This is a genomic window from Bacillus sp. FSL L8-0152, assembly GCF_038006365.1.
GTDB lineage: Bacteria > Bacillota > Bacilli > Bacillales > Bacillaceae_G > Bacillus_A > Bacillus_A cereus.
On sequence record NZ_JBBOVB010000001.1, the window covers coordinates 2,625,148 to 2,647,871 of the forward strand.

Consider the following 22,724-nt stretch of genomic DNA (forward strand, 5'->3'; position numbering starts at 1 on the left):
CTTTCTTCTTATAATTGCTCAAGTAATTCTAATTCTTTTTCTACAAATAGCATTAGTTCTTTAATTGTTTCACCAGAAAAATCAAAACGAATACCGGCTGCATCATACACTTCTTTTATAGATTGCGAGCTTCCTAGTGATAATGCCTTTTTATAATTTTCTAGTGCTTGTTTAGGTTCCTCTTTATATTGTTTATACATTTGTAAAGCGCCAAGTTGGGCGATCGCATATTCAATATAATAAAATGGTACTTCAAAAATATGGAGTACAGGTAACCAACTCGTTGCTATCCAGTTTTCGTAACCATCAATATGTATGACGCTAGACTGATAATGTTTTTGAAGTTGTAAGTATTTTTCATTTCTTTCTTCAGAAGTATGAATTGGATTTTCATACAGCCAGTGTTGAAATTGATCGACAATAAGCATAACGGGTAAATATGAAATAACATCTTTAAAGAAGTTAATTTTTGCTTGTTTTAAATCTTTTTTGTCTGTATAGAAGGTATCCCAATAATTAAGCGAGAATAACTCCATTGTCATACTGGCTAGCTCAGCTGTTTCAGCTGGAATTTCTATATACTGTCGTAATTTTAATGGTTTTATGAGTTCGTTATGAATACTATGACCCATTTCATGTATAAAAGTGACAATATCATCTTGTGTATAATTTAAGTTCATAAAAATATAAGATAATTGTGAAGCTGGTAAGTACTCACAAAAGCCACCAGCTGCTTTTCCTTTGCGGCTTGTTAAATCAAGACAATTGTGTTTAGACATTCGGTTTAAAAGTGCTGAAAATTCAACATCTAGTTTATTAAAGATATGAGTGCTCTTTTTAATTAAATCATTTTCATTTGCAATTGGTTTAAGTACTTTTTGATCTGGAGTTACAGCTGATACATCCCATAGATGAAGCGTATCCACTTGCAGTTTCTCTTTTTTCTCTAGCAATATTTTATTTTTAAGAGGCACAACATACTTACGTATGGATTCAGCTAGTTCATAGCAGTCTTTCGCTGTATAATCAAAACGCTCGTATTTTTTGAACATATAATCACGATAATTATCTAGTTGAATATTTTTTGCCTTTTCGTGACGGATTACGATTAATTCATTTAAGATATTTTGTAATTTATCTTCGACAGATAGGAATTTTTCAGAAATGAGCGTTCTTGCCTTTCTTCGTATATCACGATTCGGATCTTGTAAGTAAGACTGTAGTTCAGTAATTGTTTTTTCTTCACCATCCCATACCACAGTTAAACCACCTGTAATTTCAAAGTACTCGGTTACCAGTTTGTCTTCGTTTACTTCTAAATCAATGTTCTTTTCACAGAATAATGTCTGTGCATTTTTTATTTTTTTATCAAGTAAGCTATACGTTTTTGGGTCAAGTTCCATTCGAAAAGGTGATTCTAAATATTTATTATCAAATGAATTTTGATAGCGTTTCAAAAGAGGCCTTACAAATTGTTGATCATATTCAAAAGTATCTTTTATTTCTTTATTATCGGTATTACATTGAAAGGCGATATAGTGTGATCTTACTTGTTCTTCGATGTCCCAAATTACTTTTGACTGCTCTTTTAACCAATTTTCAAGGTCTAGTTTTGAAGAAATCATTTTATTTAATAAAGTCGAAAGAGTTTTGTCCAATTGTAGTACATTACTAATATCAATCGTATTTACACGTTGCATTATATATCCCTCACTTTTTATTTATTCATAGAGATATTCTATTTATTAATTGTAATTTCCTTGTTAAGTGGGGAAAATGTGAAATAATGTTAAATTTAATAATTAAAGAAGGTATTTATATGTCAAAGTAAAAAGTTTATCGTAAATGAAAATGTTTGGAGGGGTGCTACATGAGAAAGGGAAAGAAGTTACTTGTACTTTTATTTCCATTTGCTTTATTATGTGCCTGTGAGAATGACATTGAAGATGCTAAAAGTGAAGATTCTATAGTGATGGATATTGCCACAGCAGCGGTAAAGGAGGAATCTTTTTTTAGTGCTGCTATAAGAGATGAAAAAGAAAGGATAGTAGATTTAGAGATTGCTGATAGCGAAGATAGTAACGAAATAAAAAATGATATTAATAAAAGATTGGTGATACAAGGTGTAACGTCTTATAAAATCAATATAACTCAAAGAAATAGAGAAGTTGTAAAGGCAGAGAGTAGATGGAATCAAGTTTTTGGACATATATTTGATGATGTATTCAGAAAAAATGGATATGAAGGGTTTGGTATTCAGCAAATAAATTATAAAAAGAATCAACCTGTTACCATTGATATAAAAACTAAGATTAGCGATGATGAAGTAGGGGCGAGAGAACTTGGACAGAAAATAGAAAAAGAAGTTGAAGTTGTACTTAAAACAGAAGCAGTAAAGAAATGGATTGAAAATGATTCATATGCTATTGGGATTTACGATATAGATGATCGGAAAATTAACTAATTGAGGAATGAATGCTATATGAATAGAAAACCGATGGAATCAAATATAGAATTGCTGAAGGAGGTGTAATATGTATAAGTATTTACATATTTTAAATGACATTGAAAATAAGATTCAAAATGGAGATATAAAAGAAGGAAAGAAATTACCGTCTATACGGTCACTCGTTACGCAATATGAATGTAATAAGGCAACAGTTATACGTGCGCTTCATGAATTAGAAAAGCGTCACATTATATATTCTGTCCCTCAAAGTGGATACTACGTTGTTAAGAAATCTGGGAGTACCATAGAAAATAACGAGATAATTGATTTCGCTTCTTCAGCACCAGATCCAGATGTTTTCCCATATTTAGATTTTCAGCATTGCATTAATAAGGCTATTGATACTTATAAAAATGATTTGTTCGTATACGGAACACCGAAAGGGTTACCATCTTTAATTCCAGTCATTCAAAAACAGTTGGCAAATTATCAAGTGTTCACGAAAGAAGACAATATTTTTATAACATCAGGTGTGCAGCAGGCGCTTGCTATATTAACTTCTATACCATTTCCGAATGGAAATGAAACTGTATTAATTGAACAGCCAACATATCATCTATATATTGATTATCTAGAAATAAATAAAGTTCCTGTAATCGGTATTAAACGTACGAATGAAGGTATCGATTTGAATGAATTGGAGCAAATATTTCAAACTGGAAAAATAAAATTCTTTTATACGATACCGAGATATCATCATCCGCTTGGAACTTCTTATTCTAAAGATGAGAAAGAAAAAATCGCACTATTGGCTAAGAAATACAATGTATTTATAGTGGAAGATGATTATTTAGCAGATTTAGAAACTGATTCAAAAGCAGATCCGTTATATAGCTTGGATAATTGTAGTCATGTCATATATTTGAAAAGTTATTCGAAGATTATTTTTCCTGGTTTACGGGTTGGAGTTGCAGTCATCCCACCATCCATTGCAAATGCGTTCTATACATACAAAAAGATACTAGATATTGATAGTCCAATGATTTCTCAAGCGGCTTTAGAAATTTATATAAAGAGCGGTATGTTTGAACGTCATAAAAGTAAAATTAATTCTTCCTACTACAATAGATCAATAAAACTAGCAGAAACATTAGAAAAAGTGCAAAATGAAAATCCATCATTATTTACATATAATAGACAAAACACATTTGGAATACACACTTGTTTAGAAATGCAGAAAAACACAGTTACAGAAACACTTATACAAAAATTAGGTGACATGCAAATAAGTGTCGATACTATTGATAAGAATTATATGAGGAATTTTCCTAAAGAAAAACTATTAAAATTAAATGTTTCGAATGTAAAAGAAGATAAGATTGAAGAAGGTATTCGTAAAGTAATTGAGGAAATCAAGCAATTAAGACAGTTTAATTTTCAGTTTAGAAAAGAATAATTTGAATTAGGAGGTTCGTTGTGAGGCGCAAAATCATTCTCTTGTTTGTATGTAGCGCTATAGTGGCAGGTGCAATTGTTGTGATTACATATTATAAAAAAGAGGATCAATGCATAGCAGTTGCTAAGTATTCAAGAGGTATTATCGTAGATCAAAATAACGAACCTATATTTAATGTGAAAATATATGAAGATTCAATTGAAAGTAAGGAACGCAGTATTTCAAATGCACAAGGTGAATTTGAAATACTAGATGGGGTTTGTGGTGAGATTGTTTTACAATTAGTTACTCCTGATAGAGAAATCTATACGAGAAAATATGATAGGAAGTATATACCAGAAGTAATAAAGCTGAATTATAAAAATAAAAGTGAATAAGATGAAACCATTACAGAGAAAAGTAGCAGTTGTGGCCGGAGCAATTATATATGTAATTGGATAATTATATATTTTTTAAGAGCACTCTTAGCAAAGAGTGCTCTTTTTCATCAATGTAAATATTTACTTATCATCTTTTTAAAGTGATTTTTATCATAATTTACATATTGCATAGCTGTATTTCGTATTGGATCTCCAGCATAAAATCTTTCATACAATTCGTGTCTAGATCCTAAGGGGCTTCCGATGGTATCCCAGGCTAACTTAAATAATTTTGTGCGTTGTTCGGCATCTATATTAGTTCCTTTAAAGTACTTTTTCAATAAATCAGCTATAGGACTCTGGAAGTCATTTGAGCTCGAAGGAAGTTGAATGAACCCACCTGCTCCAATTAATTGTAAAATTTCTATTGCACGGGGATAATATTTGGAACCAAGATTCCTTGCAGTTTCGATATATTTAAAATTCGGCAAATAAGTTTTCGTTTCATTTGTAGTACCTTCAACTTCAGCAGCAATTAAAAGTGCGCGAATTGTTTCGATTTGCATAATTAATTCCCCAAGCTTCTCTTGAACATGCAAATAAGTAGTAGCACCGATCGCTTCAGCAATTTCACAAGCAATTGCAGTTATAAATTCTAGTTTTACTACTAATCGTACAATTGCTTGATGATAAGCTAAACTACTAGAAGCTATATCTGACTTTAATTTCCATAATGCTTCAGGGTTGTTATACAGTAAGACACGTTCCCATGGTACAAATACATTATCAAAGATTAATAGTGCATCCATTTCATCGTACTGTGAGCTAAGAGGGGAATCAACTGTACTTGAGTTTGCATTCGCAAATGGTTCTCTACAAACCATATGTAATCCAGGGGAATTGGCTGCCACAATGAGAAAGTGAGCTAAATCTTTTTGAGTATCAGTCAGTTTTGCTAATGGATAGATTAATAAATCATTTGAATAAGGAGAAGCAGTACCTACCATTTTTGCACCATTTAAATAAATTCCATCAGAAGTTTCCTTCGTAACTCTTAGTAACCCTAAATTTTTTGCATTCAATATTGATTCTGTAGAACGATTTATTTGTGGGTCACGTTGAACTACACTTAAGAACAAGTGATTATCTCTCGCTTTTTCATAATAAGATGTAATTTTATCTGGAAACTGTGCATCGAATTTTTTATAAAAATATCTTGATACGTACCAGCCAGTAAGTCTCGATCTTGCATAATCAGATAATCTACTCATTACACCGTCTGTAGCATAACTCCACGTTTCAAATGCAGTTCTTCTCATTAATAATTTATTATAGGAATTCGGAACTAAAAATGCAGTATGAACAAATTCTTTCGTTTTTGGGCTCACATATCCAATAGAATCTCTTCGTATGGGGTCATCAAACAATGTAAATAAATTAGAAATGGTACTTAATGTACCTGCAAAATGTTTGTCTGTAGTTACATCTACTTTTTGTCCATAGAGCCAAACGTTACGACCATCTTGTAAGCTCTTTATATAGTAATCCTTCAAATTTTGCATATTTCCTCCTTTTAAAGGCTACTCATATATTTGTACATCTTTTAATGGTGGGGAATATACGTGAAATGTTATTGCTGTTGAATCTGTAGCGTTATACATTTTATGCACAGTATCTTTTTTTACTGTGAAAATATTTCCCTCTGTAAACTCTTCAATCCGCTCGCTATTATTTTCGTACGTTATATTTTGTAGCGTACCATTGACTATTAGTATACATCCTACAGATATTCCGTGATCGTGCACAAAAGTCTTTGCTTTGCTGGGGAATTTTAATACTAAAATCTCTACAAATTCAGACTGATAGATAACGTTCCTTCCGTATTCAAGATTAACTGGTGAAGTAATAAAAGGAGATATTTTATGAAGTGAAATATTTAATGATTGAATAGCGTGTATTAAATTGACCGTATCGTAGTTACATAGGTTATTAAACGTTTTTTGTATGTTATGAATCAATTGCATGTAAAACTTCCTCCTAAGCATGTACAGTAAAAGAAAACCTAATCTAATATTATATAGTGAGTATTGAATTACATAATATTGTATTGAAACATTTCCGAAAAGTGACTTCTTTTACTTAGGAAGTTTATTCAATTTGAAAATTGTGGTAATTCGTTCCGTTAAAATGATATGCTTGAACTATATATTTTTTATCCCGTTAAATCCCGACTGGTGAGGGCTGATAATCAGTGAAGGATGAACAAAACCCCCACTGATTAAAGTTTCACTTTATTGGAAAGGTGATGAAATAAATGGCAGTTCTTTTAGTGGAAAATCTATATCAAATGTCTATTGTTTTACTGATTTTATGTTCATTTTGTTTTTATAGATATTTAAAGAAAATAAAAAGGGAAAGAAAGCTTACAGGTTTTGAAATTACGATGTATATCGTGACACAACTTGCGTATTTCATTTGGGCGGCAACAACTTTTCTTAAAATGTTATCAGAATAGTAATTTTAAAGTATTAGACGCTGAACAGAAATGTACAGGAGCATTAAAGGTATAAACTTGGGCAAGGGTAATTTATCATCTATTAGGTAAATAAATTTAGTCGAAATCTAGATGGATAACAATATTACTTATAACATCTTTATAAAAAGAGAGGATATAAATGGAACAATATAAGTTAATTGTAAAAGGGCCTAAACAACTTGAGTGGGAAACAAATGAAATTAAGGACATACAGGACGATGAAATTATCGTTAAAACAATCGCAGGAGCGATAAGCATTGGGGCCGAGTTACCACAGTATAATGGATCCGATGTTACAGATACGAATCCTTTTTATCCAAGAAAAACTGGATATGAAAGTTATGGTGAAGTGATTCAAGTTGGTAATAAAGTAACACATGTAAACGTAGGCGATAAAGTAGTTTCTTTTTATGGACATGAAACGATAGGGATAGTTAAGGGTTATAAAGTAATTCGAGTGCCTAGTTCTATACAACCTAAAGTTGCTTTATTATCTATTCTTTCGTGTGATGCCGCTAAAGGAGTATTGAAACTAAACCCGCGACAGGATGAAAAAGTACTTATAACTGGAATGGGAGTTATTGGTTTACTCGCTTGTTATTTCTTAAAATACTATGTAGGCGTTGAGCACGTGGATGTTGTTGAGCCTAATAAAAATAGAAAAGATTTTGCAAAGAAGTTTGGTGCGAAAAACATATATGATTCAGAAGAGAAAATAATAGAAACATATAATTATGGTTTTGAATGTTCTGCTACAAATAGTGGGTTCCATACTTTGCAAAAAGCTCTTAAAACTAATGGTGAAATATGTATACTGTCTGATGGTAATATAGAAGAACTAACATTAATTGCTAACTTTTATCAGAAAGAATTGCAAATCATTGGATCAAGTGACGGATACGATTATCAAAAGCATGCAGATTGGTTTTTTAAAGAAATAGGAAAAACACCATTTATAGAAGAGATCTTTCAACATGAAATACATTATACTTCACTCATAGAATGCTTTGATGAATTGAGTTTAGGGATAATTAAACCATTAAAAGTATATGTTTCATATGAATAACGAAAAAAATAAGCAAATATTTGTCACATACCTTACAAATGTTTCGTCACATTTATGATTACTAAATGAGGAGGAACATATATGAAAATATTTGTAGCAGGTGCAACTGGTGTAATAGGACGTTCTTTATTGCCAATGTTAATAAAAAATGGGCATACAGTTTTTGCGATGATCCGTAATACTTCGCAAGTAGAAGCAATGAAAAAGATTGGTGCCATACCAGTAATAGCTGATGTATTTAATAGAAAGGCTGTATTTTCTGTATTAGAAGAAACAAATCCCGATGTAGTTATTCATCAATTAACGTCATTGTCTTCATGGAATTTTGAGGATAATGCAAAAATTAGAACAAAAGGCACTCGTAACCTTGTCGATGCCGCTAAAAATGTAGGGGTACAGAAAATAATCGCTCAAAGTATTTCATGGGCGTATGAATCAGGGGATACATTTGCGACTGAAAAAGACTCACTACATATTACTGCTTCTATGCCTCGGCAAGTCACTGTTAATGGCATATTGAAATTAGAAAAAGCTGTTACTGAGTTACCTGAATCGGTTATACTTCGTTACGGCACATTATACGGACCAGGAACATGGTATGCGGAAAACGGATTAATAGCAAATCAAGTTCGTAATAATGAAATTATCGCATCAGACGGGATAAGCTCGTTTATACATGTTGAAGATGCTGCAAGAGCTACTATGCTAGCCCTTAATTGGCCTGCAGGAATCGTAAATATTGTAGATAATCATCCAGCAACTAGTAAAGAATGGTTACCAATATATGCAGCAGCGATAGGGGCACCTCAGCCTAAAGTTCAAGATGGGAAAAATAGTTGGGAAAGAGGAGCTTCCAATAATAAGGCACGTAAAGAGTATGGATGGACACCTTTATTTCCATCATGGTCTGAAGGATTTAACAACTTAATAGGTAAGTAAAACACACCTTTGATGGGAATGATAGTAAAATACACCATTAAAGGATTGGGTAGTTATGAATATAATTTTGGAAAGTATTATATTAACTTTTACTGGAATAATTGTTTTGAAAATGACAGGTAGTACATCTGTGAGCCAAATGACAAGAGCTGAAATCATTATAGTTGTATCAATTGGCCGTATTATTGTAGAACCTGTATTAAGTAGAAAAGTAGTCCCATCTATATTTGCGGCTATCATATTTGCAAGCATATTACTTATCATTCATTTCTTTGAATTGAAATCAAGGAAGGTGGAACAATTTTTAAATGGAAGTAGCATTATAATTGTTGAAAACGGAGAGATTGTAAAAGAGAATTTGATGCAGGCAAAAATGTCGGAACAACAACTTTATATGGAATTAAGAGAAAAAGGGATTCATGACGTAAAGAGTTTACAGCAAGTTACAGCGGAACCGAATGGTCGTATTGGTTATCAATTAATAAAAGAAGCACAACCAATAACTTTAGAAATGTTAGAAAAAGTATTAGATCGGTACAATATAAAAAGATAATTTCTCGTGAGAAAAAGCCAATACTATAACGGAAGTATTGGCTTTTTTATTTTTCTACAAACGTAAGGATTAATAAAATAGGGTGGATTTTAAACCAATCATTATAATAGATATAGGCTTATAATTGTGCTATATTCAATGGACTTATAGTGAATGTGGTAAAAAACTAATTTGGCATAGGTAGACGCAGCGTTAAAATTTATAAGTTTTTAATGTGATACTAAAAATGGATTGAAAATAAGGAGATAGATACATAATGGAATTTTGGGAATCAAGTTTTATCGAAAAACAAACGATGTGGGGATTTGAACCTACAGAATCTGCAATTTTGACAAAAGATTTTTTTCTTGAAAAGAACGTTAAGAATATATTAGTTCCGGGTATTGGATATGGAAGAAATGCAAAGGTTTTTATCGATAATGGTATAAATGTAACAGGTATTGAAATTTCGAAAACAGCGATCGATTTAGCAAGAGAAAACGGACTAGAAGATGTTAGTATGTATCACGGTTCAGTAAACGAAATGCCTTTTGATAATAAACTGTATGATGGGATATTTAGTCATGCACTTCTTCATTTGTTGAATGAACAGGAAAGAGAGAAATTTATTGAAGATTGTTATAATCAGTTAAAACCAGGCGGATATATGGTTTTTACAACTGTTTCTAAAAAAGCTCCCATGTACGGAAAAGGAAAACAGTTGGATAAAGATTATTATGAGATAATGGAAGGTGTAAAAATGTTCTTTTATGATTCTGAATCTATAAAAAAAGATTTTAATCAATATAGATTAGTAAAAGTTTCGGAAATTGATGAACCAAATAAGAACATGGCAAATAAACCTTCAATCAATTTCTTAATGATAAAATGTAAGAAAGAACGATAACTAAAAGTTATTAAGAATGATTAAAGATGTTTATATATTGATTATGCACAAATAAAAAGGACAAGCATATAATATAAATACCTTTTAACTTTAAGTAACCTTAACTTTCGTTAATAGGGTATCTCAAAATCCCCAAAAGAGCACTTGCGGAAACAAGTGCTCTTTTATTTGGAATTTTAAACCATAAATATTGAATAAAATGTTAAACTGAAAAGAGCACTTGTTTTAATTAAGAGTGTAGTATATGAATGGAGTGTTATTGAATGCAAACAAGAAAAGCCTATCTATATGTATTTGACACGATGTCTGATTGGGAATACGGACATTTAATTGCTGAACTTAATACAGGGAGATATTTCAAAAAAGATGTAGCGCCTTTTAAAGTAGTTACAGTTGGAATAAATAGAGAAACGATTATTTCAATGGGGGGCTTGAATATAAAGCCGGATATTTCCCTAGATGAATGTATCCTTGAGAGTAACGATTTATTAATTTTACCTGGAGGGAATACTTGGAGTGAAGAAATACATAAACCTATTTTGAAAACAGTTGATGAAGCTTTAAAACTTGGTACAATTGTAGCAGCAATTTGCGGTGCAACTATAGGTCTTGCAAATTACGGTTACTTGGATTCTATAAATCACACAAGTAATAGTTTAGAGTATATGAAAATGGTTTGTCCTACTTATAAAGGAGAAAATTTTTATGAAGTGGGACCTGTAGCGTCTAGTAGAAACCTTATTACTGCATCGGGTGTAGCGCCTCTAGAATTTGCCATGGAAGTACTGAAAAAATTAGATGTATTTGCGCCGGATACACTTCATTCATGGTATAAATTGAATGAGACTCATGAAGCAGAATATTTCTTCCAGTTAATGAATTCAATTAATAGCTGAGTAGTATGTCGAAAGAAAATTATATTTTAAATGATGCGAAAACTAATAACAAAATAATTTTATGAAAATAAAAGGTAAGGGTATTCCTATGAATATATGAGGAAATATCCTTACTTTTTATAGTATTATTTCCGAATGACAAATGTAATGGCATTTGTTTTTAATCGAATGTGTCTTTCATTACGAACTATATTATAAGCTAATTCTTTTATTTCAACTTTTAGTTCTTTCCATTCTTTATAAATGCTTTTTAAAGTACTTATCATTTCTTCGGTTAAAAGATTAATTTCAATCGTCATTCTTGTTCTGGCTGTTGTAACATATAAATCAGTTAAGTTAGGTCCACCAAATGTACATGATGTTACATATAACGCAGGAATTGGAATACTTAATATTTGTTCTCCAGTAGAGGGATTCCATCTAGTTATTTTTGAACCTCCCCAATGTGCAATCCATAAACAACCTTCTTCGTCAATTGTCATACCATCAGGTAGACCATCATTTTCAGAGAAAATGATTACATCACTTGGATTATGAATGTCTCCAGTACGTATATTATATTGATAGCGAACCACTTTTTTAGTAGGTGTATCTATAAAGTAAAGGTATGTATGATCAGGTGACCAAGCGATTCCGTTTGAAGTATTTACATGTGAAACTTTTTTCTCTACACTCAAATTATTATGTAAACAATATAAGGAACCTGCAGCATTCATACCGTATGTATCTGTAGTACCTGCCCAGAAACGACCAGCGGGATCACATTTTTCATCATTAAAACGATTTTCTATTAAATGAGGTTCGGGGTCAAACATATGTGTCAGTTTTTCTGTATTTACATTAATAGAATAAAAGCCGTTTTCCATAGCTAAGAGTAATATGTCCTCTAAATATGGAACAACACAGCCAATTTGTTGATTGAGAGCGATTACTCGGTTCGTATTGGTAGTAGGATTATATATGCATAATTTTTTCTCCATAATATCAACCCAATATAAAAGTTGCTTTTTTTCATTCCAACATGGTCCTTCAGCTAAACTTGCTTTAACATTTAAAGCTAAGTCTATATTACTGAACAAGATGTTCACCTCGCGTTATAAGATATTAATATAATTCGATAAGAATAGAGGTAAACCTTTTAGTCAGAGGATATTATGATTTGTGCTCTAGAAAACTAATCTTCTCAAGTGATTAAAAGGTTTATAAACACGGAGGGGAAAATGCATATGATGTTTTATGAGATTGTTTGCTTTTCTTGTAAGAATATATTTCGTGTTTACGAAGGTAGTGAAAAATATAAGCGATTTAAAGAGAAACCAAAAGGGGCATATTGTTGTGATGAGTGTAGCCACAAAATTCAATTAGAAGCGATAAAGAATTTTTTTAGATAATTTTACGATTTCGATTCGGAAAAGTTTGACAATAAAAGTGTTATAAATTATCATATTAAAAAACTAATATTTAAGGCATAGAAGAGAAGAGTAGTTAAGAAAGAATACGTACAGAGAGCTCTGGTAGCTGAGAAAGAGCGGTATACATCTTAATGAAAAAAGACTTGGAGCTGCGCAAGGAACTAATTTATTTAGGGATGGTGCGACGGGTTCTCCCGTTATAGAGATAGGGTATAAGCATATTTTGCCGTACCTGAAGAGGTTAATATGGTGACATATTAACAAACTGAGGTGGTACCGCGAAGCTAACAACTCTCGTCCTCAAGATGAATAATCTTGGGGGTGGGAGTTTTTTTGTTGCATAAAACTGGAAATGAGAAACAAAAAATAATTGAGGTGAGTAATATATGCATTGGGCGTATGAAGTAGCACATGAATTAATTAGGAAACATCCAAATAAAGAAATGTTTGTTTGTGCATCTGGAATTAGTCCGTCAGGTTCTGTTCATATTGGGAACTTTCGTGAAATCGTAACGACTTATTTCGTAGTAAGAGCACTTCAAGATTTAGGGAAAAAGACTCGTTTTATATTTTCGTGGGATGATTATGATAGGTTTAGAAAAGTTCCAAAAAATATTGATCCATCTTTTGCAAAGTATATTGGTATGCCATACTGTGATATTCCAGATCCGTATGGATGTCATAACTCGTATGCGGAGCATTTTGAAAAAGAGTTTGAAAAATCGCTTCAAGCATTTGGAATTGAAGTAGAATTTATTTATCAACATGATGAATATAGAAGCGGAAGATATAACGAAAATATATTAGAGGCCTTGTATAAACGAAAAGAAATATATGATATTTTAATGGGTTTTAAAACTGGAGAGTGTAGTGAAGAAGAGCGAGAGAGCTTTTATCCAGCTACATTATATTGTGAGAGGTGCGGAAAAGATACAACAACTATTACACATTTTAATGAAGTATTAAAAACAGTGCGGTATGAATGTGAATGCGGAAATGAAAAAGAGTTATCCGTATTAAATACAAATAAAATGAAACTAAACTGGAAAATCGATTGGCCGATGAGATGGATGATAGAGGATGTTATTTTTGAACCGGGCGGTAGAGATCATTCATCAGAAACGGGTAGTTATAATGTATCAAAAGAAATTGCAAGGAAAATATTCAATTGTGAAGCGCCTCATTACGTTGCTTACGATTTCATTGGTATTAAAGGGAATCATGAAAAAATGTCTAGTTCTTCAGGGAATAGTATTACACCAAGCGATTTATTGAAAGTGTATATACCAGAAGTAATTCTCTTTATGTTTGCAAAATACAAACCAGGCGCTGCTTTTCATATTGGGTTGGATGAAGATGTGATTCGTAATTATACAGAGTATGAGCGATTGAAAGATAGTTATGAAAATAAAACGCTCAAAAATGAAGATTTATTTGATGCAATTAAAATCTCTAGAGTTGATAGTGAGTTTAAAGAATATCCGAAATTTAATCAAGTAGCAGGAACGTTACCATTATTAAATTTTGATTCAACTATTTTACAGGGGATATTAAAGAAAATAGATAGGAGCTATGCATTAGATGAAATGAGAGCGATAAGTAATCGCGCAGAGTATTGGATAAGAAACTTTCAATCTGAAAAATTAATCGCGGTAAATCAGGAGAAAAATGCAGAGTTTTACTACACATTAGATGAAAGGCAGAAAGAATGGCTAGTAGAAGTTTGTAAAATACTTCGTTCTAATAAAGATTACTCTAACTTAATGGAGCAATTATATGCGATTTGTCATCATGAAAATAAAAAAATAATGAAAGAAAATCAAAAACAATTATTCACTATTATATATAAGCTCATTATGAATCAATCAAATGGTCCTCGTATACCATTATTAATACATGTAGTAGGCATAGAAAAATTCATCACACTATTAGATTTCTAAAACACAGTTAAAAGCAACGTAAGTACCAAAATTTCTAAGTACTTGCGTTGCAAATTTTACTATCGTGAATACATTTTCGGACATTCATCACCACTTGGTTCATAAAAACAATGGCTTTTAAACTGTCCTACAAATGGCTGATTATACCATTCAGGTGGACAAGCTCCAACTGGACGGAAATACCAAAGAGCCCATCGTGCAGGCCAGCGCCATTGACCTTGTAAAACTTTTCGTGCGATTTCTTTTTCTGATTCACGAGCGCGTTGATAAAAATATCCATATTGTACTGCTTCAAATCCGCCGGGGCTTTGATATACAGCGTCTCGTACGGTACGGAGTTGTTTAAAATCTAAGCAATCACAAAATACACGGTTTACTACAACGCATCCAACTAACTCCTCACCTTGGCGACCTTCGCCTTCAGCTTCAGCACGAATTAATCGAGCTAGTAAATCAACATCACTTTCGTTGTATGGAATAAGGGGCATAGTGATACCACCTTTCTGTTATAGTAAAGAGTGTATGTTATAAAACAATCTGCGTGCTTTTTTACTTAAAAATAACATTTAATTTTAAGAGGAGCTTGTATAAAAAAAGCTAATTAGTAATAGTAGATAAATATAAAAGGGAGAGGTATTATGTATCGAATTCATAAAGACCATATCATTTACTTAATGTCACCAGAAAATAAGCCGTGTATGGAAGTAGAAATTGGGAGCAGTCTTGTATTTGAAACATATGATTGCTTTGAAAATCAAATCGATTCTGAAGATGTTGTGTTTCAAGAATTAGATTGGAACCGAATTAATCCAGCGACTGGACCTGTATATGTTAAAGGAGCAGAACCTGGCGATATATTAGTCGTAACGATTGAAAAAATTGAAATTGCAGAGCAGGGCGTTTTAACTACAGGTGCAAACCTTGGTGTAATGGGTGATGAGTTAAATGAAAATACAGTGAAAATTGTCCCAATACATAATGAATATGTTTTGTTTTCAAGTGAACTACAAATCCCGATTAATCCAATGATTGGGGTAATTGGTACTGCACCGAAAGAAGAGAGCATTTCATGTGGCACACCGCATGATCACGGCGGGAATATGGACTGTAAAGAAATTAAAGAAGGAACAACATTACTACTACCAGTTAATGTCCCAGGAGCACTATTAGCATTAGGTGATTTACACGCAGCAATGGGTGATGGTGAAATTGGTGTTAGTGGTGTAGAGGTTGCTGGTGAGGTAACGGTAACAGTTCAAATTATAAAAGGAAAACAATGGCCATTACCAATGGCTATTCAAAAAGAAAAAATGATGACGATTGCTTCAGAGAAATTGTTAGATGATGCAGCAAATCGTGCTGTACGTAATATGGTGACATTTTTACATGAAGAATTAGCAATGTCTAAAGCTGATGCAACGCTTTTATTATCGGCAGCAGGTAATTTAAAAGTTTGCCAAGTTGTGGATCCGCTGAAAACAGCGCGTATGGAACTAGGAATGGATTATGTGGAGAAACTAGGATTTATTTTTAGTAAATTTCATATTAAATAGATAAGGGACGAAAAAGGATACTTTTGTATAAAAGCATCCTTTTTTAATTTACGGATTTTGTGAAAAGAGGTAGTATTTATTCTATATAAGTATATTTGAGATTGCGGATTAAAAAGGAGTTCAATAATGGTCAAAATTATGATTGTAGAAGACGATATGAAAATTGCAGAACTATTATCGACACATGTTGCGAAATATGGTTATCAAGGAGTTATTGTATCGGACTTTCAAAATGTATTAAACATTTTTTTAGAAGAACAACCAGAGTTAGTTTTATTAGATATTAATTTACCGAGTTTTGATGGGTACTTTTGGTGTCGTCAAATTCGCGGAGTTTCAACATGTCCGATACTATTCATTTCGGCCCGTGAAGGCACGATGGATCAAGTTATGGCGTTAGAAAACGGTGGCGATGATTTTATTCCGAAGCCTTTTCATTATGAAGTTGTAGTGGCGAAAATTCGTAGTCATTTAAGACGTGCATATGGAGATTATGCACCGAAACTAGAAGAGCGAATGATTGAGCAACATGGCCTTTGTTTATATCCTGAAAGACTGGTATTGAAACTTAGAAATGACGAGATTGATATAACGAGAAACGAAGCTATTTTATTAGAGACATTAATGAAAAATTATCCGCGTGTTGTGAGTAGAGAAGTGTTACTTAATAAATTATGGGATAGTGAATCTTATGTTGATGATAATACATTAAGTGTAAATACAACACGTGTGCGTAAAAAGTTACAAATGTTACATATAGAAGGTGCGATTGAAACGATTCGTAGTGTTGGATATAGATTGCATATTACTTGGGATACTGGTATAGAAAAATGATAAGGTTGTTTATACGTGATCATATACCACTTATTTGCTTTACCATAATTCAACTACTAGCTATATTTCTCGTATATTGGTTTGATGGGCATAATCATATTACAACGGCGTTATATGCAATGTTTTTAGGTGTTTTCTTTATGGGAAGTTATTTAGTGTTTCGTTATTTTACACATCGTTCTTTTTATGAGCGCCTAGCAAACCCCATGCAATCTTTGGATGAATCTGTTCAAAAATCTGATTTTGCAGCTGTATCGGCTGCTCTTCAAGAATTACTTGAGGTGCAATATAGACATTATCAAAATCAGCTGCAAATGCAAGAGAGAAAAAATAATGACCATTTAACCTTTATGAATCAGTGGATCCATCAAATGAAAACACCTTTATCTGTAATAGAATTAATTACACAGGATGAAGTAGATTCACGTTTTGAAAGTATAAATGAGGAAACTGATCGATTAAAAAAGGGATTAGAAATGGCTCTGTATGTCGCACGTTTAGAAGCGTTTACACAAGACTTTTATGTAGAAAGGGTACAACTACATAAAATAGTGAATGATTCGGTACATGAACATAAACGATTCTTTATCCGGAATTTTGTATATCCAGAGCTTGAAATTGATAAGGATATTACTGTAGAAAGTGATGTGAAATGGTTACAATTTTTAATCGGACAAATACTATCGAATGCGATTAAGTATTCATCAGGTAGTAGAGAAAAGATTAAAGTGAAAGCTTGTAAGGAAGGTAATACAGTTGTGCTTGAAATTATCGATAATGGTGTAGGAATACCAAAGCAAGATTTACCAAGAGTCTTTAAACCTTTCTTTACAGGAGAAAATGGTAGAGATTTTAAAGAATCAACAGGGATGGGACTATATCTTGTATATGAAATTACGAAACAATTAGGACATAGTGTAGAAATCAATTCAGAGGTTAGTAAAGGTACAGTTGTACGAATTAAATTTTTTAATGTGTAGATAAGTGATATAGGCTAAAAAACTTTGGAGATAGGTTTTTTAGCCTTATTTTATAGCAATTATATGAAATAGTAAAAGGTCATCTTAGTATGTATAATGACACGTTAATAAATACGGGTGTTAAATTAGAAGGATTTAATAATAAATTGATAAATAGATTTTGTAAGAAAAAAGCTATCCCTTTGAAAGAGGTAGCTTTATGTATCCATCCTATGAATAAGTGTATTAACATGAATAAGTATAATGTTCAAATTCGTGATATTTTTTGTGGATTATAATAGAATTAGTCTTTTATTTTTTCATGATACAGTATTGTAATTAAACAAACAAACTTAATAATTTATATCCAATTAATCCTAAAATAGTGATAGGAACCATCATTAAGAAAGAAGAAATTCGATTAGCATTAGAGCGTTCTAATACAAGAATCAAGATAATCCCGACTATGACTTCGGTATATCCAACAGGTAACATGTGACTATAGTGTTCAAAATTTAAAAGAATGTTAAGTCCATCCGTTACAAAAACTCCACTTAAAAGTGCGCTTCCGAATTTATGAAGTGGATTTGTAGTATCTTTCCATAGAAAACCTGCAATTCCAAAGATAGTTCCTCCTATACATGCACATACAATCCATACAGATATAAAATAAATAGAGTGAGCTACATTTTTAATAACTATTGCATAACCATAGTAGCCTAATACCATACCGAGTAGTGCAAGGATACCAGAAAGTATAGCTGAACGCTTAGAATAACTAAAGCTAGCCACAAAAAAGGATGGAACTAACCAAACGCTTCCTAGATTAGCTAATGAATTCCAGTGTCCAGGAAGTATACTTTGCCCCAATTTAGTTAGTATACCAACAATAATCCCTACTATAATCGGGATGAGAAAAATCCTTAAAAACATATTTAACTTTGTGATTTTTAATGTCCTGTCCATAAATTCAATCCTTACATTATTATTTTCTGTAAAGATATAATAGCTTATCACAAGGGAATAATCAATAAAAATTTATCGAAAAACAATAAGTGGTTATTGGGTAACGAATAACATTTTGTTTTTATATAAAATTTATATAAGAGAGAGTGCTTAGAAGTTTACTACTGGGGAAATCTAAAGGACGTATTACAATCAATGTAATTTGTGCTTGTTCAATATGAAGCTAAGAAATGATAAATAAGCCTAAAAGAAAGCAATCTTTTTAACAGCACAAATAATTGCATTTACTCATACAGTACTAGTATGGTACAATATGGTTATTAATGACGGAAAGGAATGATGGGTGGACGATGATTAACTAATCTTATTTTTTAATGTTGAAATGAAATAAATTTCAATTTATAAAAATTAGGATTAGTCTGCCCAATTCCAAACAACGGTATTGCTATTTGATTTGCGTAATAGCTTATTTGGGTATAAATAATGTAACGACTAATCCTGCCAAAATTACTTTGGGAGGATTTTTTTGTTCTCCCTTAATGAAAGGGATCGGTAATATGAAAGGAATTTTAAAATTAAATGATGTTTACGTTGAAATAATGGAAAATACTTTGTTAGAAAAAATGAATGTAGCAGTGAAACAAGGGGATGTTATCGGATTAATTGGTAAAAATGGTGCTGGTAAATCAACGTTACTTCAATTAATAAATGGAAAGATTGAGCCTTCAAAAGGGATTGTTGAATGGCAGCAAATGAATATGACAACCGCATATGTTGAGCAAGAAATAGAATCTTTTATTAGTAATGATGTGATTTCGCAAGAAGCAGAACTTCTTGCGAAATGGGGCGTGCCAACGAACGATTTTCATACTTTAAGTGGTGGTGAAAAGCTGAAAATTCGATTAGCAAAAGGATTTGCCCAAAATCCTAATGTCTTAATATTAGACGAACCGACAAATCATTTAGATGAGATCAGTACGGGATTTCTCATTAAACAAATAAAAAAGATGAAAGGTACTGTTATTGTTGTATCGCATGACCGATATTTTTTAGATGTTGTCGCAACAAAAATATGGTCAATTGAGGACAAAAAATTAATTGAGCATAGTGGTAATTATACGAGCTACATGAAAGTGCGTGAGCAAAGAAGGAAGTCGCAGCAGCGTGAATATGAAAAGCAGCAAAAAAAGATAGAACAAGTAGAAACACATATAAAAGAATTGAGTTCATGGTCACAAAAGGCACACGCGCAGTCTACAAAACAAGAAGGTGTGAAAGAATTCTATCGTGTAAAAGCGAAGCGAATGGATGCACAAGTGAAGTCAAAACGAAAACGACTCGAAAAAGAGCTGGAGAAAACGAAAGTAGAACGTGTGAAAGAAGAATATTCAGTTGAGTTTTCTATTCAAGCGAACAAAAAAGTAGGAAAACGCTTTTTAGAAGTGAAGCAATTAAAAAAAGACTTTCATGGGAAAGCATTATTTGAAAACGTTAATTTTACAATTCAGCACGGTGAGAAAGTTGCGATTGTTGGACCAAACGGTAGTGGAAAAACAACATTACTGAAGATGATTATGGGAACGGAAACTGCTGAAGGAGAAATATGGATTTCACCATCTGCAAACATAGGCTATTTAACACAAGAAGTTTTTGATTTACCGCTTGATAGAACACCGGAAAATTTATTTTTTAAAGAGACGTTTGAAGAAAGAGGAAAAGTCCAAAATTTAATGAAACATTTAGGATTCCAAGCGTCTCAATGGAAAGAGCCGATTGAGCATATGAGTATGGGAGAAAGAGTAAAATGTAAGCTAATGGCTTATATTTTAGATGAAAAAGATGTACTCATTTTAGACGAACCGACGAATCACTTGGATCTACCTTCACGTGAACAACTTGAAAATACATTAGCTGAGTATAACGGAACATTAGTAATTGTATCTCACGATCGATATTTTCTGGAGAAAACAACTAACACAAAACTCGTGTTTTCAAACAATACGATACAAAAGCAGCTAGAAGAACCTACTATAACAAGAGATGATATTGAAGAGCTACGTTTAAAGTTAGAAACAGAGAGACAAGAAGTATTAGGAAAATTAAGCTTTTTAACTTCTAACGACAAAGAATATAAAGAACTTGATGAACGATTTATAGAACTTACGAAGCAGATTAAGGCGCTATAACGTAAGTAAGGGGGATTAATATGGGAGAAGAGAGTTTGACTAAGTTATTTAGAATAGATTGTGGAGATATATACTTGCAAGAGTTTATGGTCAAAGATGCAGAGAGTATTTATAAAATAGCAAATCAACCGGAAATAGAAAAGTTTTTACCAGACTGGAAATCAACAAAAGAACAAAGGATGGATTGGATTGCAAATTATGAAATACCAGCAAACCAAGTATTTCTTGAGGCAGTGAAAACTACGAATAACATAGATAATCGTATGTTAAAGCTAGGAATATTTAAGAAAGCTACAAATGAATGCATTGGATGGTGCTGCACAGGCATGAAAGAAGAACTCCCTTCACCAAACAGAGAGATAATGTATGCTATCTCAAATGAACATCAAAATCATGACTATGCTACAAAAGCGACTAAAGGTTTAATTGACTATTTGTTTAAAGAAACAAATTTAATTATCCTCAACGCAATTGCTTTAATTAACAATGCACCATCAAATAAAGTTATTAAAAAATGCGGGTTTACTTATTTGAGTGAACAGAAGATAGAAAATCAACTATATAATCATTATGTATTGAGTAAATCTGAATGGATAAAAAATATTTCTCTGTAAAAGGAATTAAAACGAAATCATAAAAAAGCTTAGAGCTAAAACTCTAAGCTTTTTTATATTCATTTTATCCCGCATTACCGGGCAGTAAAACCCCCACTGATTAAAGTTTCACTTTATACTTGCTGACATAAGAAAGGTACAATTGTAATGACTTCTTAAAGGAATTGCTTTTCAACAAAATAGGGAAATCAAGCTGTACATGGGATATCAAGTTGAAAATCATTTATGAAAAGGTGATTGGAATATTTTGTCGAATTTATGTATCAATGATAATACAAATTTCTTACTCAAATCATTCTACAAATCAATTACTTAAAAAATGGAAGGGAAAAGTGGGCGGTATAAAGAAGCATTTAGTCTTAGTCAACAAAAATTGCTGGTAAGTCTATTAAAGAGCTACATATAAAACTTACGGTTGAGTGCTAGTAGGTAGATTAAATCTATAAGCCAGGAATTAGTTTAAATGAGGGAGGGGAACACATATTATAATTTGGTTTCGTCACTTGCCACAAATAAGTATGGATTTTTCAGAATGGACTCCTTTTATACAGAATAATTGGTACCGAAAACATTATATGAAGTTTGTATATTTACTTCAGATAATCATTTTTATAATACCTTATTTTTTTGAAACAGGTTTCACTCATATTAATATATTTTATCTTATCATAATAGGTATGTTAGTCTTCATCATTCACGAATGTCTACACATTTTAGTAATAAGTAAAAAAGGGGATATTAGCTTAACATTTAGTAAAAGATTTTTTTGGTTAAATACAAATGCAGTCTTACCCAAAACGAGATTTTGGGTCTTTATGAGCTTGCCTATAATTGTATTATCAGTAGTTCCTGCCATGATATCGTTCTTTGTATCAGGAAATATTAAATCAATTTTATTATTTATATGTTGGATAAACGCATTCATTTCCGCCTCAGATATTTACAATTCGTTTTTGATTGCAATGAAACCGAAGCACTCATTTTTTTGCAGAGGTTATTATAAAGTGAAATAGTATTTAATGGGTAACTCAAATATGCTTCAACTACATACAATAGTTAAAATATAATATTTGAAAGTAAAAAGACCGATAAAAAAATCGGTCTTTTCTTATTAATAAAA

The 22,724-nt window shown here is 32.0% G+C and carries 22 protein-coding genes, 1 pseudogene and 1 other annotated feature; of the genes and pseudogenes, 17 read left to right on the forward strand and 6 right to left on the reverse strand.

Features of this window, described 5'->3' with window-relative positions; translation table 11 throughout:
• Nucleotides 1-8 precede the first annotated feature (8 nt).
• Nucleotides 9-1,700, reverse strand: a complete 1,692-nt coding sequence (locus MHH27_RS13165; RefSeq protein ID WP_340942854.1) for a M3 family oligoendopeptidase — start codon at nt 1,698-1,700, stop codon at nt 9-11.
• 170 nt (nt 1,701-1,870) lie between these two features.
• Between MHH27_RS13165 and MHH27_RS13170 the strand changes: the two genes are divergently transcribed.
• The 3 genes from MHH27_RS13170 (at nt 1,871) to MHH27_RS13180 (ending at nt 4,282) form a co-directional block, all read left to right on the forward strand.
• A complete protein-coding gene (locus MHH27_RS13170; RefSeq protein WP_001225391.1) occupies nt 1,871-2,464 on the forward strand; it encodes a DUF4030 domain-containing protein in 594 nt (197 codons plus the stop codon).
• 70 nt (nt 2,465-2,534) lie between these two features.
• On the forward strand, nt 2,535-3,905 hold the full coding sequence (locus MHH27_RS13175; protein ID WP_098839843.1) for an aminotransferase-like domain-containing protein: 1,371 nt from the start codon (nt 2,535-2,537) through the stop codon (nt 3,903-3,905).
• 20 nt (nt 3,906-3,925) lie between these two features.
• Nucleotides 3,926-4,282 carry a hypothetical protein gene (locus MHH27_RS13180; RefSeq protein WP_001253116.1) on the forward strand — a complete coding sequence of 119 codons (357 nt, stop codon included), beginning with the start codon at nt 3,926-3,928 and terminating at the stop codon, nt 4,280-4,282.
• A 110-nt stretch (nt 4,283-4,392) separates the two neighbouring features.
• Here the strand turns inward: MHH27_RS13180 and MHH27_RS13185 are convergent, their stop codons facing one another.
• Both MHH27_RS13185 and MHH27_RS13190 read right to left on the reverse strand, forming a co-directional pair.
• Nucleotides 4,393-5,826, reverse strand: a complete 1,434-nt coding sequence (locus tag MHH27_RS13185) for a 4-hydroxyphenylacetate 3-hydroxylase family protein (RefSeq protein ID WP_097924129.1) — start codon at nt 5,824-5,826, stop codon at nt 4,393-4,395.
• An 18-nt stretch (nt 5,827-5,844) separates the two neighbouring features.
• A complete protein-coding gene (locus tag MHH27_RS13190) occupies nt 5,845-6,288 on the reverse strand; it encodes a cysteine dioxygenase (protein ID WP_001176002.1) in 444 nt (147 codons plus the stop codon).
• A 290-nt stretch (nt 6,289-6,578) separates the two neighbouring features.
• Here MHH27_RS13190 and MHH27_RS13195 point away from each other — a divergent pair, with 290 nt between their 5' ends.
• From MHH27_RS13195 to MHH27_RS13220, 6 genes are all read left to right on the forward strand, one after another.
• Nucleotides 6,579-6,779 carry a hypothetical protein gene (locus tag MHH27_RS13195; RefSeq protein ID WP_000279697.1) on the forward strand — a complete coding sequence of 67 codons (201 nt, stop codon included), beginning with the start codon at nt 6,579-6,581 and terminating at the stop codon, nt 6,777-6,779.
• Between the two features lie 160 nt (nt 6,780-6,939).
• Entirely contained in the window at nt 6,940-7,866 is a 927-nt protein-coding gene (locus MHH27_RS13200) for a zinc-dependent alcohol dehydrogenase (protein ID WP_016512790.1), read from the forward strand.
• A gap of 81 nt (nt 7,867-7,947) precedes the next feature.
• Nucleotides 7,948-8,805 (forward strand): NAD-dependent epimerase/dehydratase family protein, encoded by an 858-nt coding sequence (locus tag MHH27_RS13205; RefSeq protein ID WP_098841969.1) that lies wholly within the window; start codon nt 7,948-7,950, stop codon nt 8,803-8,805.
• A 55-nt stretch (nt 8,806-8,860) separates the two neighbouring features.
• Complete coding sequence (locus MHH27_RS13210) at nt 8,861-9,358, forward strand: DUF421 domain-containing protein (RefSeq protein ID WP_001021414.1); 498 nt, start codon at nt 8,861-8,863, stop codon at nt 9,356-9,358.
• A gap of 256 nt (nt 9,359-9,614) precedes the next feature.
• Nucleotides 9,615-10,244 (forward strand): class I SAM-dependent methyltransferase, encoded by a 630-nt coding sequence (locus tag MHH27_RS13215; protein WP_000397611.1) that lies wholly within the window; start codon nt 9,615-9,617, stop codon nt 10,242-10,244.
• Between the two features lie 263 nt (nt 10,245-10,507).
• Nucleotides 10,508-11,140 (forward strand): type 1 glutamine amidotransferase family protein, encoded by a 633-nt coding sequence (locus tag MHH27_RS13220; protein WP_001194780.1) that lies wholly within the window; start codon nt 10,508-10,510, stop codon nt 11,138-11,140.
• A gap of 293 nt (nt 11,141-11,433) precedes the next feature.
• Here the strand turns inward: MHH27_RS13220 and MHH27_RS13225 are convergent.
• Nucleotides 11,434-12,219 (reverse strand): annotated as a pseudogene (locus MHH27_RS13225) (SMP-30/gluconolactonase/LRE family protein); the annotation flags it as partial.
• A 141-nt stretch (nt 12,220-12,360) separates the two neighbouring features.
• Between MHH27_RS13225 and MHH27_RS13230 the strand changes: the two are divergent.
• Together MHH27_RS13230 and lysS are read left to right on the forward strand one after the other, a co-directional pair.
• Entirely contained in the window at nt 12,361-12,531 is a 171-nt protein-coding gene (locus MHH27_RS13230) for a DUF2197 domain-containing protein (RefSeq protein ID WP_000551042.1), read from the forward strand.
• 69 nt (nt 12,532-12,600) lie between these two features.
• Nucleotides 12,601-12,857: a binding site (T-box leader), on the forward strand.
• Nucleotides 12,858-12,938: 81 nt separating this feature from the next.
• The gene (gene lysS / locus MHH27_RS13235; RefSeq protein WP_016512788.1) at nt 12,939-14,492 is read left to right on the forward strand and encodes a lysine--tRNA ligase; all 1,554 of its coding nucleotides are present in this window, start codon (nt 12,939-12,941) and stop codon (nt 14,490-14,492) included.
• A gap of 59 nt (nt 14,493-14,551) precedes the next feature.
• On the opposite strand, the gene MHH27_RS13240 is transcribed toward lysS, so the two are convergent.
• Nucleotides 14,552-14,980, reverse strand: a complete 429-nt coding sequence (locus MHH27_RS13240) for a cell wall hydrolase (protein ID WP_001128402.1) — start codon at nt 14,978-14,980, stop codon at nt 14,552-14,554.
• Nucleotides 14,981-15,130: 150 nt separating this feature from the next.
• Here MHH27_RS13240 and MHH27_RS13245 point away from each other — a divergent pair, with 150 nt between their 5' ends.
• The 3 genes from MHH27_RS13245 to MHH27_RS13255 all read left to right on the forward strand — a co-directional run bounded on the left by MHH27_RS13245 (nt 15,131) and on the right by MHH27_RS13255 (nt 17,859).
• Nucleotides 15,131-16,045 carry an acetamidase/formamidase family protein gene (locus tag MHH27_RS13245; RefSeq protein WP_061660667.1) on the forward strand — a complete coding sequence of 305 codons (915 nt, stop codon included), beginning with the start codon at nt 15,131-15,133 and terminating at the stop codon, nt 16,043-16,045.
• Nucleotides 16,046-16,171: 126 nt separating this feature from the next.
• Nucleotides 16,172-16,879: a response regulator transcription factor gene (locus tag MHH27_RS13250; protein WP_098236968.1), complete on the forward strand. Its 708-nt coding sequence runs from the start codon at nt 16,172-16,174 to the stop codon at nt 16,877-16,879.
• Nucleotides 16,876-17,859, forward strand: coding sequence for a sensor histidine kinase (locus MHH27_RS13255; RefSeq protein WP_340942861.1), 984 nt, complete (start codon nt 16,876-16,878; stop codon nt 17,857-17,859). Before MHH27_RS13250 ends, MHH27_RS13255 begins: the two co-directional genes overlap by 4 nt.
• A gap of 318 nt (nt 17,860-18,177) precedes the next feature.
• Here the strand turns inward: MHH27_RS13255 and MHH27_RS13260 are convergent, their stop codons facing one another.
• Complete coding sequence (locus tag MHH27_RS13260; protein WP_340942863.1) at nt 18,178-18,804, reverse strand: DUF6518 family protein; 627 nt, start codon at nt 18,802-18,804, stop codon at nt 18,178-18,180.
• Nucleotides 18,805-19,361: 557 nt separating this feature from the next.
• Between MHH27_RS13260 and abc-f the strand changes: the two genes are divergently transcribed.
• The 3 genes from abc-f to MHH27_RS13275 all read left to right on the forward strand — a co-directional run bounded on the left by abc-f (nt 19,362) and on the right by MHH27_RS13275 (nt 22,617).
• Complete coding sequence (gene abc-f / locus MHH27_RS13265; RefSeq protein WP_340942865.1) at nt 19,362-20,990, forward strand: ribosomal protection-like ABC-F family protein; 1,629 nt, start codon at nt 19,362-19,364, stop codon at nt 20,988-20,990.
• Between the two features lie 20 nt (nt 20,991-21,010).
• The gene (locus tag MHH27_RS13270) at nt 21,011-21,604 is read left to right on the forward strand and encodes a GNAT family N-acetyltransferase (protein WP_340942868.1); all 594 of its coding nucleotides are present in this window, start codon (nt 21,011-21,013) and stop codon (nt 21,602-21,604) included.
• A 518-nt stretch (nt 21,605-22,122) separates the two neighbouring features.
• Nucleotides 22,123-22,617 (forward strand): DUF3267 domain-containing protein, encoded by a 495-nt coding sequence (locus MHH27_RS13275; RefSeq protein WP_080126419.1) that lies wholly within the window; start codon nt 22,123-22,125, stop codon nt 22,615-22,617.
• Nucleotides 22,618-22,724 lie beyond the last annotated feature (107 nt).

What these genes read in the sequence shown, in the direction of transcription:
- MHH27_RS13165 (WP_340942854.1), bottom strand. Translation starts at nt 1,700, where the DNA reads ATGCAACGTGTAAATACGATTGATATTAGTAATGTACTACAATTGGAC.
- MHH27_RS13170 (WP_001225391.1), top strand. Translation starts at nt 1,871, where the DNA reads ATGAGAAAGGGAAAGAAGTTACTTGTACTTTTATTTCCATTTGCTTTA.
- MHH27_RS13175 (WP_098839843.1), top strand. Translation starts at nt 2,535, where the DNA reads ATGTATAAGTATTTACATATTTTAAATGACATTGAAAATAAGATTCAA.
- MHH27_RS13185 (WP_097924129.1), bottom strand. Translation starts at nt 5,826, where the DNA reads ATGCAAAATTTGAAGGATTACTATATAAAGAGCTTACAAGATGGTCGT.
- MHH27_RS13190 (WP_001176002.1), bottom strand. Translation starts at nt 6,288, where the DNA reads ATGCAATTGATTCATAACATACAAAAAACGTTTAATAACCTATGTAAC.
- MHH27_RS13195 (WP_000279697.1), top strand. Translation starts at nt 6,579, where the DNA reads ATGGCAGTTCTTTTAGTGGAAAATCTATATCAAATGTCTATTGTTTTA.
- MHH27_RS13200 (WP_016512790.1), top strand. Translation starts at nt 6,940, where the DNA reads ATGGAACAATATAAGTTAATTGTAAAAGGGCCTAAACAACTTGAGTGG.
- MHH27_RS13205 (WP_098841969.1), top strand. Translation starts at nt 7,948, where the DNA reads ATGAAAATATTTGTAGCAGGTGCAACTGGTGTAATAGGACGTTCTTTA.
- MHH27_RS13210 (WP_001021414.1), top strand. Translation starts at nt 8,861, where the DNA reads ATGAATATAATTTTGGAAAGTATTATATTAACTTTTACTGGAATAATT.
- MHH27_RS13215 (WP_000397611.1), top strand. Translation starts at nt 9,615, where the DNA reads ATGGAATTTTGGGAATCAAGTTTTATCGAAAAACAAACGATGTGGGGA.
- MHH27_RS13220 (WP_001194780.1), top strand. Translation starts at nt 10,508, where the DNA reads ATGCAAACAAGAAAAGCCTATCTATATGTATTTGACACGATGTCTGAT.
- MHH27_RS13230 (WP_000551042.1), top strand. Translation starts at nt 12,361, where the DNA reads ATGCATATGATGTTTTATGAGATTGTTTGCTTTTCTTGTAAGAATATA.
- lysS (WP_016512788.1), top strand. Translation starts at nt 12,939, where the DNA reads ATGCATTGGGCGTATGAAGTAGCACATGAATTAATTAGGAAACATCCA.
- MHH27_RS13240 (WP_001128402.1), bottom strand. Translation starts at nt 14,980, where the DNA reads ATGCCCCTTATTCCATACAACGAAAGTGATGTTGATTTACTAGCTCGA.
- MHH27_RS13245 (WP_061660667.1), top strand. Translation starts at nt 15,131, where the DNA reads ATGTATCGAATTCATAAAGACCATATCATTTACTTAATGTCACCAGAA.
- MHH27_RS13250 (WP_098236968.1), top strand. Translation starts at nt 16,172, where the DNA reads ATGGTCAAAATTATGATTGTAGAAGACGATATGAAAATTGCAGAACTA.
- MHH27_RS13255 (WP_340942861.1), top strand. Translation starts at nt 16,876, where the DNA reads ATGATAAGGTTGTTTATACGTGATCATATACCACTTATTTGCTTTACC.
- MHH27_RS13260 (WP_340942863.1), bottom strand. Translation starts at nt 18,804, where the DNA reads ATGGACAGGACATTAAAAATCACAAAGTTAAATATGTTTTTAAGGATT.
- abc-f (WP_340942865.1), top strand. Translation starts at nt 19,362, where the DNA reads ATGAAAGGAATTTTAAAATTAAATGATGTTTACGTTGAAATAATGGAA.
- MHH27_RS13270 (WP_340942868.1), top strand. Translation starts at nt 21,011, where the DNA reads ATGGGAGAAGAGAGTTTGACTAAGTTATTTAGAATAGATTGTGGAGAT.
- MHH27_RS13275 (WP_080126419.1), top strand. Translation starts at nt 22,123, where the DNA reads ATGGATTTTTCAGAATGGACTCCTTTTATACAGAATAATTGGTACCGA.